At 60.8% G+C, this 13,428-nt stretch carries 11 protein-coding genes; 5 read left to right on the forward strand and 6 right to left on the reverse strand.

Annotated elements, in window-relative coordinates; genetic code table 11:
• Window positions 1-118: 118 nt before the first annotated feature.
• Window positions 119-637, reverse strand: coding sequence for a hypothetical protein (locus ACYG97_RS10965; protein ID WP_023746383.1), 519 nt, complete (start codon window positions 635-637; stop codon window positions 119-121).
• Window positions 638-871: 234 nt separating this feature from the next.
• Here ACYG97_RS10965 and ACYG97_RS10970 point away from each other — a divergent pair, with 234 nt between their 5' ends.
• Together ACYG97_RS10970 and ACYG97_RS10975 are read left to right on the forward strand one after the other, a co-directional pair.
• Window positions 872-3,538, forward strand: a complete 2,667-nt coding sequence (locus tag ACYG97_RS10970) for a DUF6212 domain-containing protein (protein ID WP_023734496.1) — start codon at window positions 872-874, stop codon at window positions 3,536-3,538.
• Window positions 3,539-3,739: 201 nt separating this feature from the next.
• The gene (locus ACYG97_RS10975; protein ID WP_023670631.1) at window positions 3,740-3,979 is read left to right on the forward strand and encodes a hypothetical protein; all 240 of its coding nucleotides are present in this window, start codon (window positions 3,740-3,742) and stop codon (window positions 3,977-3,979) included.
• Window positions 3,980-4,015: 36 nt separating this feature from the next.
• Here the strand turns inward: ACYG97_RS10975 and ACYG97_RS10980 are convergent, their stop codons facing one another.
• Window positions 4,016-5,029 (reverse strand): glycosyltransferase family 2 protein, encoded by a 1,014-nt coding sequence (locus tag ACYG97_RS10980; protein WP_027049390.1) that lies wholly within the window; start codon window positions 5,027-5,029, stop codon window positions 4,016-4,018.
• Between the two features lie 128 nt (window positions 5,030-5,157).
• Here ACYG97_RS10980 and ACYG97_RS10985 point away from each other — a divergent pair, with 128 nt between their 5' ends.
• The 3 genes from ACYG97_RS10985 to ACYG97_RS10995 all read left to right on the forward strand — a co-directional run bounded on the left by ACYG97_RS10985 (window position 5,158) and on the right by ACYG97_RS10995 (window position 9,596).
• A complete protein-coding gene (locus tag ACYG97_RS10985) occupies window positions 5,158-8,460 on the forward strand; it encodes a DUF6212 domain-containing protein (protein WP_156937231.1) in 3,303 nt (1,100 codons plus the stop codon).
• An 85-nt stretch (window positions 8,461-8,545) separates the two neighbouring features.
• On the forward strand, window positions 8,546-9,322 hold the full coding sequence (locus ACYG97_RS10990; RefSeq protein WP_023734498.1) for an OmpA family protein: 777 nt from the start codon (window positions 8,546-8,548) through the stop codon (window positions 9,320-9,322).
• 40 nt (window positions 9,323-9,362) lie between these two features.
• Entirely contained in the window at window positions 9,363-9,596 is a 234-nt protein-coding gene (locus ACYG97_RS10995) for a hypothetical protein (protein ID WP_023734499.1), read from the forward strand.
• A gap of 154 nt (window positions 9,597-9,750) precedes the next feature.
• Here ACYG97_RS10995 and ACYG97_RS11000 read toward each other — a convergent pair whose 3' ends face one another.
• The 4 genes from ACYG97_RS11000 to ACYG97_RS11015 all read right to left on the reverse strand — a co-directional run bounded on the left by ACYG97_RS11000 (window position 9,751) and on the right by ACYG97_RS11015 (window position 13,333).
• Window positions 9,751-10,140: a M20/M25/M40 family metallo-hydrolase gene (locus ACYG97_RS11000; protein WP_023734500.1), complete on the reverse strand. Its 390-nt coding sequence runs from the start codon at window positions 10,138-10,140 to the stop codon at window positions 9,751-9,753.
• 468 nt (window positions 10,141-10,608) lie between these two features.
• A complete protein-coding gene (locus ACYG97_RS11005; protein ID WP_460221577.1) occupies window positions 10,609-10,854 on the reverse strand; it encodes a hypothetical protein in 246 nt (81 codons plus the stop codon).
• A 1,196-nt stretch (window positions 10,855-12,050) separates the two neighbouring features.
• Complete coding sequence (locus ACYG97_RS11010) at window positions 12,051-12,719, reverse strand: DUF2161 domain-containing phosphodiesterase (RefSeq protein ID WP_023705981.1); 669 nt, start codon at window positions 12,717-12,719, stop codon at window positions 12,051-12,053.
• A gap of 338 nt (window positions 12,720-13,057) precedes the next feature.
• On the reverse strand, window positions 13,058-13,333 hold the full coding sequence (locus tag ACYG97_RS11015) for a DUF6074 family protein (RefSeq protein ID WP_023681621.1): 276 nt from the start codon (window positions 13,331-13,333) through the stop codon (window positions 13,058-13,060).
• Window positions 13,334-13,428: the final 95 nt, after the last annotated feature.

The raw sequence follows: 13,428 nt of genomic DNA on the forward strand, positions 1-13,428 counted from the left end.
GGCGAGGCGTTGTGCCCAGGTGAGCTGTTCCATCAACTGGGCACCCGCCATATGAATTGACGAACGGCGGGCGCCGTCGACCGCCCGCCGTCATGACGTTTCAGTACTGCGCAGGCAATCAGCCGCCGCGCAGACGCGTTGGGCTCAGGCTCGCGACGGTCATGCCCTGCTGTTGGGAAGGACACGTCGGCAGAAAGCGGCTCGCATCCGCGTATGTCATGGTCGCGATGGAGCTCTTTAGCCCCCCACGCTTGGCGATCCAGCCGCGAACCCAGCCAGGGTAGTTTTTCATCATGAAATTTGCGGCCACCTGATTGCCGCGCGCAGAAACGCCATACGGCAGGTGAAAGCCGAACGACGCGCTCTGCGTAATGCACACCTTGCTCTTGGGCATCGACAGATAAAGCGTGCAGGCCGAGTCGCACGAACCGTTGAACCGCACAAAAGTGCCACTGCGACGCATTTTTAGCGCACGAATGGCATAGTCGATCACATAGCCGCCGCGATCGCCACTGATGGTCTTGACGTTGGCCGTGCCAAGGCTGATGCGCGGACGCAGCAATTCTCCTGCGGAGCTTGCCGAGACCAGTGCGCCGATCAAACCGAGCGCACCGAGAAACTTCATTGTCGTTTTCATTTGCGCCTCCTGCTATGCCGTCAATGACTAGCTGGGAGGCGTAAAAATTGAATATTCCGTGTCGCTAAATTTGAATCAGTCGATCGATTATGCAGTCGTTTTAGAACCTGATTGACGATTTGGTTTACCAATGACGCAGAAGCATGATCACTGAAAAGTAAACCTGTCGCAGGCATCATTGCAGATGACTGTGCTGCGTAGCGCAATCGGCGGATTTGGATCAGAGGAAGTCGGATGGCCGTTGGTGGCAAGGAGCGGAGGAGGTCAAAGGAAGGCAAGCCTCGCCGCGTCTGCGTCGTGACGAATGCGATCGACCATGGCGGCGAAGATGGCGCCATGGTCGAGTTGGCCAGGCTTTTTGCCGAAGAGGGGGACGACGTCACCCTGCTATGGGTTCCAGGCAGGGATGCTCCAACGGAGGAGGCCCCGCGCCACCGCGAGCTGGAGGCGGCATCGGTGCGGCTGGTGATTCTCGACAAGTCCGATCAGCTGCTTCCTTCGCTGACGACACCCGAGAGCCGGTCCGCCGCTGTGCTGCATTATCTCGAACGGTCCGGCCACGATTTGGTCTACGCGCCCCTTGAGGGCGGGCTGCCTTACTACACGCTGCTGGCTGTCGAGACTGCGGCTTTTGCCGCGCCGCCGATCGTGGTCGTCGCTCACGCTCCGGAAGAATGGGAACATGAAGCCGACAAGGCGTTCTTCGACAGCACGGAGGTGATTGCCGTCGCCTATATGGAGAAATACTGCGCCGAGATGGCGAACCGGACCATCTGTGTGTCCGCAGCCTTGCGACACTGGATGTTGTCGAAGGGTTGGAAGGTGAAGAAGGCGATCGTGACGCCGATGTTGCCGTTGCAGGATCGTCTCGCTCCAGCCGGTGCGCGATCGTCGACGGGCGGAGAACTTGCCGTCTTGGGCGGATGGCGCTTCCGCGATGGCCTGACGCTGCTTTGCGACGCGCTCGACATCATAGCGCCAATGGCGCCAAAAGGGCTGACGGTCACCGCATTCGGTCCATTTGGAAAGATCATGGGCGAGCACAGCGGTGGACTGCTGCTGAGACGCGCCGAGCGGTGGCCGTTCAAGGTCAACCTGTTGGCGCACGCAAGCCCCGCCGCAAAGCTCGACTACGTCGCGCGGGCCGGCGCGATTGCCGTCATCCCCGCCCGCGCCGCATCGACGGGCGGCACCGTTGCCGCATGCATCGAGGCGGGATTGCCTTTCGTTGCGACCAATGTCGACGCGAACGCCGAGCGCTGGAGTGCGCAGGCGAGGCAGCCGCGGCTGGTCGATCCTGACGCCGCCGCGTTGGCGCAGGCCATTTCGGCGGCGCTCGACGACCCGCCTCGCCCACTGCCTGTCGACAGCCTGAGCCAATGGCGGCAGTCCTGGCTGGATACGCGCAACTTGCCGACGCCAACTAGGCGCTGGCGCGTCGACAAAAGTGCCGGGTCGTCACCCCTGGTCTCTATTGTCATGGCCCATCGCAACCGGCCGCTCTATCTTAAACAGGCAATCGCTGCGATCGAAGCGCAAACCTATGATCACCTGGAACTGGTTCTGGTCGACGACGGAAGCGACCTGGATGAAGTCAGGCGATTGCTGGATACGCTGGAACCGACCTTCCGTCAGCGCGGGTGGAAGATTCTGCGCCGACCGCACAAGCACCTCGGTGCGGCGCGAAATGCCGGCATCCGCGCTTCGCATGGCGAGCTGATCCTGTTCGTCGACGACGACAACGCGCTGTTTGCGGAGGCCGTCGATCATTTCGTGCGTGCGATGGCTACATCGGGTGCCGACATCTGCACTGCGTTCCAACTGATCTTCTACGAGGATTTCGTGCCCGAAGATCGCGCCGACGGGCTGATCCAGTACCTGCCTCTGGGTGGTCCCGACGCGCTCGGCCTGATCCATAACGTCTACGGTGACGCGAATGCGATGATGCGCCGGTCTGCCTTCTCGCGGATCGGGTTCTTGATCGAAAAGCCGGGCTACGCCATGCACGACTGGGAATTCTTTGCTCGAGCCTCTCTCGCCGGTCTCAAGATCAGGACGATTCCAAAGCCGCTATACTGGTATCGCTCGAAACCGGATGGCATGTTTCGGACGTCGAACTGGTACGACAACCGGCTTCCCATCCTGGAGGCGTTCAGGTCGAGCCTGCCCGATGGCGCCCGCCTGCTGCATCATTTGGCCATTGCCCAGAACGCGCACCGGTCTGAAATTGAAAGTGCCCGCGAAAACCTGAAATATACCCCCGGCAATCGGAAGTATCTGGAGCTTTGCGACATCGAGCCGAACAGCGATGCGGCCATAGAGAAGCTTGCCAGCATTGCTGGGTCGATCGGCCGCCCCGATACGGCTGCCACTTTGCTTGGGCGCCCCGCCACAGACCACAATGCCGCCGACCGTCCTGATGTCGGCGGCGGCTCTATCATTCTCGACTACGACATGCTGCGGAGTGCGCGGTTGCTTACACCCCGCGTCTCGGCTCTCCCGCTGCTGCTTGTCGCACCGGACGACGGCGGGGTGTTCTTGCGTCCGCATGCGGACGGCCCAGTCGCTGCATCGCTTGATCATCATTTTCCAGCCTTCTTCCGGAAGGTTGAAGCATCCGTCGAAATCGCTCATGCCGATGCGCCGGCGATGGATTTTGCTCTCGCCCTTGCTCGACCCGACCAGCCCATAGATTGGCAACAGGACATCGGCAAGCAAACGATCGCCTTCTCAGGCTGGATGAGCATCGAAGACAGATTTGTGCGTCATCACTTGGTGGCAACGCTTCGCACACGAAGGAAGATGCTGCTTTCAATCGTTCTCGCCGTTCGTTTCACCGCAACGTCCAACGGTTTTCCCACGAATGCGTTCTTCCGCACGCTGACACTGTTCAGCGACTAAACGTCGATCCAACCAGGCAAGGGAGATCCGAGCGCAAGCCAAGCCCGTTCATCGGTCGTGCGCGTTAACCACGTTGGTGGAACCTTCCAAGAATGGTTGACAAAACGTTAACAGACGCTAATGTTTCAGTGGGTTGAGTAGGTGGGGTGCGTTATGCGTAGGATTCATTCTCTACTGTTGGGTGGACTTAGTCTGCTGGGGTTGAGCGTCGCTTTTTCTGACGCGGCGCAGGCCAAGACCGAAGTTGGCGTCAAGGAAGCCGAGCTTGCCTGCGAGCAGGCCCTTAAAACCGGCACCATCGAGGCACTTGAGGATTATCTGCACCGGTACCCGAACGCTCCGACAGCCTGCAAGGCGCTTGCTCTCAACAGTTTGGGCCAGTTTGCGGGCGGTGAAGAGGGCAAAGGCCACGGTGAAGGCGGCGGCCGCTACGGCGGATAAGCATCAGCCGGATTTTCCCTCAGTAGTTCGAGCACATCAGGTGGCGTAGTCGCTGCGCTGGTGTTGCATGGCCAGGGTCGAAACGAAACCGGCGAAGGGCTCCGAGGTCTTCATCCAGCCGAGTTCGACGAGTTGCGCGCCGTCACCCCGATAGCAGACGGAGCTTTGGTTCCGAAGCGCGAGTTTTGGATTGCGCTCCAAGGCCTCCATGTAGGCAGCGCGCTCCTCAAGCGTCTTTTCCTTGAGCTGCGCATTTTCACTCAGAGACGACGCTGATTTCTGGCGGAATCCCCAGACGAATTTGAAGTGCAGCAATGCGACGCGCAGTTCGCTGAATCGGACCTTGCTGATCGTGTGCTGTGCGACGTGATAACGCGTGCCGCGCCCCCATTTCACGATCGGCACCTTTGTCAGGCACGGGGGAAAAGTTTGCTTGAACCGGCCGTGCCAGAAGACCCGTTCCCTCACGCCACCGAACATCTGCTCGGGTGGGTACATACCGTCGCGCGGGCGCAGCCATCCCGGCTCCGGGTCGAAGTAGGGTGAAGCTTCAACAAGCGGGATCTTGCCATCATAGCTGTATTCGGCCAACGGGCCATCGGCGTACATGTCGATCATGGAGCCTATGACAGCGTCGACGCCGGTCGAATCGAGGTAGCTGCAAAGCTGCTGGAGATTTGCCCGCTCAAAATCGGGATAGACGAGAAGTTCGTCGGCGTCGATCGAAAGGCACCAATGGCCGGTGCCGAACACATTCATGAGCGTGTTGATCCATCGCGGCGGATCGATGTTTTCAGCGAAATGCGATCCTTCCGTGTGGAAGCAGTGGCTGTCCGGCTGCTCCAGGATCAATTCGCGGGTCCCATCCGTGGAGCCATTGTCCAGGAAGAAGAACCGATCGACGCCCAGGCCGCGGTAGTGGTCGAGAAGTTGCCGCAGCAATTGGGCTTCGTTGCGCAGTCCGACAAAGCACAAGATCTCGCCATCGGTCACGTCAATGGGCCGGTCGTCCAGTCGCGCGAGATGTTTTGGGGATCGAAGTTCAACCATCCGAGGTCATCAACCAGTTTACGCGAAAGGCAGGTACGCTGCTGAGAGTCCCGCGAAACGATTATCAAAGTGTTATCCAACTGTTGGCAAGACTGTTTCGAACGAAGCGGGCTGACAAGGGGGGGTCATTGAGCATTGGTTCCAAGGCAGGCGCCATGCCCACGGGCAAGCGACAGGCAAGCCAGAAGCCTCGCAATGTGTGTGTCGTTTCGGAGGTTGAGTTCGGCTCGACGGCGACTGGCGATCACGGGTCGGTAACCTACGCGCTGGCGCAGCATCTGGCCGGAACCGGCGATACCGTGACGCTGCTTTGGGCGCCGAGCCCGCTCGGCAGCCAGCCCGATGATCAGGAAATAGTCAGGCTGGGCAAATGGTGCTTCGACAATTTCCTGGTGCGGCTCGAATTGTTGCCGCCCTCGCCCGAGTTGCTGCGCGGCACGGAGTCCTGCGACAAGAACTCATTGGCCGTCTACCACTACCTCAAGCAGAATGCATTCGACGTCGTCTATTTTGCGCTTGAAGGCGGACTGGCGCATTTCTCCACCCTTGCGAAGCGCACAGGTGTCTTTCCCGATCCTCCTATGATCATCGTGCTCGCACATGAGCCCCTTGTGTGGAAGCTGGAAGCCAATTCACGGGCGGTCGAACGCAAGGAGCAGATGACCATCGCGCACATGGAAAAGAGGTCGGCCGAGACGTGCGACCATCTTGTCATCGCTGGCCAGTCGCTGCTCGACTGGATGGCCAAGGCGGGATGGAAGCTGCCCACCAGCCATCACATTGCTGCGCCCCTCGAGCCGGAGGAGTGGCGTTCCAACTTCGCTGTCGATCACTACAGGCCGCGGGATCGGCCAACCGCCGAAGTGATTCATTTTTCAGGCACAGAGGCGCGCGATGGGCTGACGCTGTTCTGCGATGCGCTCGATCGTCTGGCCGACAGCGGCGTCACCGATCTGACAGTGACGGTAGTCGGCGCGTTTGGTCATGTCCTGGGCGAGCATTCGGGTGGCATGATCGTTCGGCGTGCGCGGCAATGGCCGTTCAAATTGAAGCTCCTGCCCATTCGAGATGAGCCTGACATCTATAGATACCTGCGGCAGAGTCATGCTCTGGTGGCGATGACGCACTCAGCGGCTCAGCTGCCGCTGGAAGTGATGACGTGCCTTAACGAAGAGATCCCGTTCATTGCGACAGATGTCGGCAGCATTCGTGACGTGCTCCATCCGAAGTCGGCCGATGCCGTCCTGATGGATGCGTCGGCCTCCGCCATCGCGGCCAAAATTGCGTCTGTGCTGGAAAGCCGATCGTTTCGTCCGGCAAAGCCCCTGCAAAAGCGGGAAGCGCTCGAGAAAGCCTGGAGCGGGCTGCACGCGAAATTCTCCCGCGAACCCGGCAAGGTCTCCAGTCGCAGGCGGAGCCAACGGCCGCTCGTTTCGATCATCACTGCGCACTACAACCGGGTGCACCTGTTGCCGCAGGCGATTGCCTCGGTTCGACGCCAGGACTACCCCAACATCGAATTGATTGTCGTCGATGACGGCAGCACCGATCCCGATGCAATCAACCTGTTGGCGGAACTCGAACCGGAGTTCGAGCAGCGAGGATGGCGGATCATCCAGCAGAAGAACGGCTTCCTCGGCAAGGCGCGCAACACCGGTATCCGCGCCGCCAGGGGTTCGCTGATCCTGTTCCTGGACGACGACAACGTGCTGTTCCCAAACGCCGTCAGTACGTTCGTCGCCGGCATGCAAAATTCCGGCGCCGATATCTGCACGACCTTCGCCAAGTGGCTCAACGAGCCCTTCGTGCCGCCGGACACCAGGAGCGGCTATGTGCTCTACTTCCCGGTCGGCGGGCCGACGGACATCGCCATGCTCAACAATCCGTATGGCGATGCCAATGCGATGTTCCGGCGTGAGGTGTTCGACAAGATAGGTTACCTCAACGAAGAGCGGGGGTTTTCCGCAAGCGACTGGGAGTTTTTCCTTCGGGCGGATCTGGCAGGCCTGGAGATCGTCCCTGTCCCGGAGCCGCTCTATTGGTACCGGTCGGCACCGACGGGCATGAATCGAAATGCCGAGTGGCTAAGGAATCGCAAGCCGATCATCGCTGTCTTTCGAAAGCATCGATTCGCGAAAACGGAAATGTTCGTGCAACTGGCCATCAGCTCGAACACCGACAATCATGAGAAGGAGCTCAATCTCTGGAATCTGGAGCTGCGGGTTAACGACGAGCGGTATCTCAGGTTGAGTACAGGTCCCGCCAATACCGCGGACGCCATGCAGTTGCTGGCCGAGATCGCGGCACGCGAAGGCAGGGCGGATACCGCAATTTCGCTTCTCGCCCGTGCAGGGCGAAGCGACTTTGCTGTGGGTGTGGTTGAAATACTCAACGCTGCGACCGGAGAGACGGTGCCCGAGTTGAATTCCTCGCTGTACCGCGAGCAGTATCTTTCCGCCGAGCCCATGCGCCTGGCTCATGTCGGTTCGTATCCGGATGCCGATCCGGACCTGCTGAGCTATGTCGAACAGTCTCCAGACCAGTTGTTCCTCGAAGCAAGGGGCAGCAATGTCACCATGGCTTTGCTGAAGGGAGTCTGCCCGCCGGGCACCGTAGGCGCGACGTGTTGGGTTTACCTCGACGAGGAACTGACGGGCTCTGCGCAGTTTCAGCTCGCGATCGTAGACGCAGAAAACCAGACCTTCAGCAATCTCGCCCGGCTGCTTGAGGTTGGCAGCGGGAGCGGTTGGGCTGATGTCAGCCGACGGCACGAGGCGCGTGAGATAGGGGCGATGGTCAGTTCGCCGGCAACCGGCCGACGCGATTTGTTGTTGGCAGTCAAATGCGGCGGCAGCCGCCCGGAGGCGCGCGTCCTCGGCGGCTTTTCCAGCGTCCATATCCGCCATGTCGTTTCGAACGATGCCAGGCGCCCGCGCCTCAACGCACCCCAACAGCGCCAACGCACGCGCCGAATGACCAATGATGATCTGAAGCGTGCGGCGCTTGTGACGGATTATCCCTCCGAGCTGCCGACGCTGCTCATCGCGGGCGACAATGGGGGTATATTCCTGCGGCCGAACACGCACGGTCCGGTTGTTGCCGCCCTCAATTCGGCGTTCCCGGCCTTTGCCAGAAGTGTCATCGCGACAGTGGAGATCGCCCACGATGAAGCATCCCCATTCGAGTTCGCCATGGCGCTCGGCAGGCAAGAAGAAAAACTTGTGTGGAAACACGATGCACCTGTCGGCGCGCTGTCATTCTCGGGATGGACGCGCGTCTCGAGACCGTTCGAACTGCATGACCTGAAAGTTTCGACCCGGGAGGTCGATCGCAAGTGGCTGACGATCTACCTGGCAATCCGGCTGCCATCCGGCTCGAAGCCGATGCCGTCCAATGCTTTCTGGCGCAAGCTGTTGCTGGTGTGGGACTGAGGGGCGCGGGTTGTCGGGACGCGGTCGCGCCTTGTCGACGTTTAAGTGCGGTAGTAGATTAAGTCCGCGTGGAGGCGCCAAGACAATGAAGAAATCGCTGGGCCTTGTTCTGGCATTTATTGTCATTACCGGATGCGCAATGTCTTTCGGCGCGGCCGCCCAGGAACGCGACGTGGGGTCTAAATGCACGCAGTGGAATGCACATCGCGTCCTCTTCAAAAAAGGTGACGGCAAGATATCCGAGGAATCCGCGAAGGCCCTTGCGGCTTTCGTCAAGGATGCTGGGCACGATTGCGGCTACCGCCTTTACGCAACGGCGAGCAAGGAAGGCAACTACAAAAAAGCCTACGACATCGCTGGTCTCAGGCTCGATGCAACCGGCGATTTTCTCAAGGCGCAAGGCGTCAAGCCCGAAATGGTGCTGGTGCTTTCGCATTGGGTTGACGACGGCGCCGCCGACACCAATACGGCGCGGAGCGCGATACTGTACACGCTGCCAAAGCAAGGCATATCTTGCCGGCAATATGAGAAGCGCAGCCCTGTGCAGGTCGACCTGTTTTTCTATAGCCAGTCCTATGTGATCTCACCGAGGGTCAAGGCCGACCTCGAGAAGTTCGCCGCCAGGATCCGCAACTCACGTTGCAATGTCGAACTGACGGCTCTCGCGGCTACGGAATTCACCGGCGCCGACGCTGCAAAGACAAACAAGGAACTGGCCAAGCAGCGCCTGAAGGCGGTCGAGGATATCTTAACCGCAGCCGGGATCGAAAGCGATCGTCTGGTAGACACGAAAGTGGAGTACGTTGGCGACCAGAAGCCGAACGGCGTTCGCAATCGTCTGGCGACCGCATCCCTGATGTAAGCTTGCCAGATTAGCTGACCCGCGACGGACCCGCAACGATGTGGGCTACGGCGCACCACACCCGACGCTGGACGGCTGGAAGGCCCTCCTCGACCAGTTACTCGCGATCGGCACGGGCAAGGTCTATGTCGGGCGTGGGGATTTCCTCCGGGTGGCCGAGGCGGCCCAGCAGATCGCCTATGTCGACAAGCCGACGAGATCGTCACCGCCTATCACCCACGGCGTCAATGACGGCCCAGGGATCTGGTGGGCTTTTCTGCTGGTCAGGTGTTGAATGTGGGCCGATCGTACGTCCGCGATCAATCCGCCGCAGCTCGGCGGCCTTGACCACCCGTTGCAGCCCGCCGACGTCACGAAATGACGGGCGGGCACCAGGAAGTCCCACGGGTTGCCTCTTCACGCCAGCACGCCTGTGCCACCGTCGCTGCCTAAGAGGCGGCGACGGTGGCCGCTTGAAGCAGAACCCGCGCGCCGGTAACCGCGTGGGCAGGCTCCACATATTCCGCCTCGTTGTGGCTCAGCCCGTCACGGCACGGCACAAAGATCATCACGGCAGGCGCCACCCGGGCGAGGAACAGCGCGTCATGAAATGCACCCGAGATCATCTGTTTGTGCGGCAGCTTTAGGCTATTGGCGGCCTCCTCGACGGTTTTGACCATATCGGGAGAGAATGCCGCCCCCGGCATGTCGAGCGACCGACTGATCGTAACCGTGCAATGCTGAGCTTCTGCCTCCGCCGCGCACACCTGGCGCAGTTCTGCTTCGATGGCATCGAGCCGCTCTACCCGCGGATGCCTGATATCGACGGCGAAGACCACAGACTGCGGTATGGCGTTGATCGATCCCGGTTGGGCGGGAGCGGAACCTCTTTCCAGCCTTGGCCCGGCTGTCTGTGCACCCTGATGTTGGGCAGCCGGGCCGACGCCCTTCTGAATTCAATTATCGCCGGCGTCGCGGCTAACAGACGAAACCGTTATTTAGTCTGGTCCTCCCTGCCTTGGTGATCTCGCCTTTACAGATTCCAATCCTGGACGCTAAGCCAGCAGCGGCCACTCGCTGCTGTCAAATCAACAAGCCCCAAACATCAGGTCGCGGTTATATACAAAAAAGCCGGCCACCTTTCGGCAGCCGGCCAGTGCAAACAAGGAAGGGAACGTTGCACTGATGGGGCAGTGCACCGTCCGAAGCGTTTCCAGGCGACAATGTTCCACCGATCAGAGAACAAAGAAGGCTTCACCGCCAGCGCACATTCCCCTTAGCCGCGCTGTGTTGCCGTCGCCTGGTGTCTAAAGGCCTTTAACCAGCCACGGATCGGTGTCGTATCCGAGGCGCGGCTTTTCCGGCGTTCCATCGGCCGGCAATTTGGCGGTTCCGGTCGGCCTGCAGTCCAGCTCGAGCACCTGCTTCTTGGCCGAGTGCTTCGTAGAGCAAAGGTCCGTGGCGTGACTCACCACCACCTTCTTCTCCTTGGCAACAGCGACACCAGTCCCAGCGATCACGATCGCCGCGCAAAACACAGCTAATCTCATCATACTCCCCACCGTTGCTCCTCCCCAAAAACGCTGAGCATGACGTTACGGCACATTTAAATTAGCGCAAGCGAATATTAGCTGCCTAGTCCCTTCACATCGGCTCTGGTCGCCTCCCCCTTGCTGCCGGCGCCTTGCGATACCGGCAGCGCGATATGGTAGGATGGGCGCATGCCTGCTCATGATCGGAGGGCCGATGTACATGACTTGACCTACATCGCAGAGGGCTGCAACCGTCAAGTTTCCCAAGTCGTCGTGGCGATGAACGATCGCGTCGAGGATCGCTAGGTTCCGCTAGTCTAGCCCTACGCGATCACACCATAACCACGTGATGACAAATCAGCCATGTGTGTGGCGCGGCGGGCCTGTTCCGCTTGTGGCCGGCGCCTACCCACCCGGGTTCCCCAACCATGGCGTCGGCCATTTTCGTTCTCTCAGCTATTATAGGCCTTTGCTATCGGCCTATGTGTTGGCCTTGGATGGCGAGATCGCGGTTAGATCGCCTCGTTCGTTTGGATGTTTCGCTGGCGTTGGCAGGAGGCGCATATGTTCGCCAGCCGGCGGATACCACACCGCCCCACCGGTCAGGCCCAGCGCGTCCGCTGCAAAGTCCCCGCAGACCGCTGCTGGGCCGCTGGCGGGCAGCGGCTACTTGCTGACCATCCAATTTGAATGGGTCGAGCACACCTAGCTGTTCCTTGAAGAACGAAGGGAACGCCACCGGGAACTGGGTTCTAGCTAGCATGGCTAGGCTGAAGCGGCCCGCGCTACCCCACGAGGAAAGCGCGGGCCTGACCATTGCCGTCGGTCGGCAGCGGGAAGGCATCCACACCGAGCGCTGCGATGGACGAACTTTTCCATTTACGCGTCAGTTCAATAACAAATACTTGTTCAGAATCGGACGAGCCATCCTGGATGGGCAGTACCGAGGCTGGTTGAATGGCTAACTTGTCATGCCACCTTAGTCAGGCGAACCCTCCGGGGAACCTCCCATGAGATAGCCTCTGCTTCAGGTCGTTGGCATTCAGGATGGCTGCCAGCTCTTCGGCATACTCCATGTCGGGAAGGTCGATAGCCTCGCGGCCGCCGCCGTACTAGCAGCGGCTGGAACGGTGGCGCGGCGAATCGGTTGAGACGGCGAACAGCGGCTGCCGTGCCGAGGTTTCCCTCGGCGCCTGCTCGCGGCAATCTCCGGCCACTCACCCTTGGTCGTGGGCTACCTGCGGCCAGCGCTGCAACGCCGCATGGCCGCCTTCGGTCAGCGCGTAGACGCCGCGCTCGGCCCTCGCGAACCAGCCATAGACATTGTCCAAGAGGATGCTGGGCGCGCGTGGCGAAATCGCTTTCAGATCGCGCGGGCGTTTCGGCCCGTCGGTCATGGCTGCGGCGCAGGCCAGCGCATCCTGCCGGTAGGCCGTCATGATCGGGGCTCGCGAGCCACCGCCGACCACCGGATCGCCGCGCCGGCGCCGGTGTTCCTCCATCAGCCGCGAGCGCCGCTTCGGATCGCGACGCGGCGGCAGAGCGGCCGGGCTGAGCAGCAATTCGACCTCCCCCTTGCCGCTGACAGCCAGAAGCCCGAAGCCGAGCCGCCGGCACAGCGCGCGAAAACGGCGGTCGTGCTCGCGGCCTTTGCCACGCGCCGACATGCGCGCGGCCAGCCACACTTCGTCGCATGCCGCCGCGCGATCGACACCTTGCAGCACCAGTTCGAGGTTGAACTGCAATTTCAGTTCGCAGATGACCAGCACAGGCGGCTCGCCGTCGCGCACCGCCACGATATCGCAGTGGCCGACTTCGCCCTTCACCGTGAATTCCAGGCTCTCGAGAAACCGCTTCACCGGGATGTAGAGAGACGTTTCCTGCATCGCGCAGGCATAGCCGATTCGGATCGGGTCGGCACAGGGATCGCCGAGAGGCCGACGCCTTGCGCTAAACCGCGTCGATCCCACCATCTGCAAAAGCCATCCGTCAGGCAGGTTCTCCGGCGTGATGGGTCCCGCCATAGCGCTCGACGATTCCTTGGCGATGACCGACGTCGCCAGGGCCGAGCGCGACCAGTATTTCATCGCCTGTCTCGCGTTCAACAAGGCGCTCGCCGTGACTGGGACGGCATGATCGACAGCGCAAGGCCCGAGATCGTCGACGCCAAGACGGGTCCACGGTTGGCCACACAATGATGAGCGCGTGTGTGGTCTGTTTGAGGCTAGGGGCGGGTGCGCGTCCGGCGCTGCCCTGGTGCGGCATCGTCCGCCTTGAAATGCATCTCGTCCTGGACCGCGGCAAAAAACCGGCGGACATCGTTGGCCGCCGAAGCCGCATCGCAGCCGGCCGCGACCGCCTTGTCGAGGAGTTCGCGCGCCGTGGCCTTCCAGAACGACGTGGCCGTGTCGCCGTGTAGTCTGCCCAGCCTTGCGGCGACCTCGCGCACCAGCACGGTCTGCCGATCTAGCGGGAAGGTACGCACATTGGCTGAAGACATGTTCTGCACCATGAAACCGACGCAACGAATCAGACGCTGCTCTATGGCTCATGCCTAGCTGTGAAGTCGGAAACGGAACCTTAACGCCGCGGAGT

Source organism: Mesorhizobium sp. W067, from assembly GCF_054719525.1.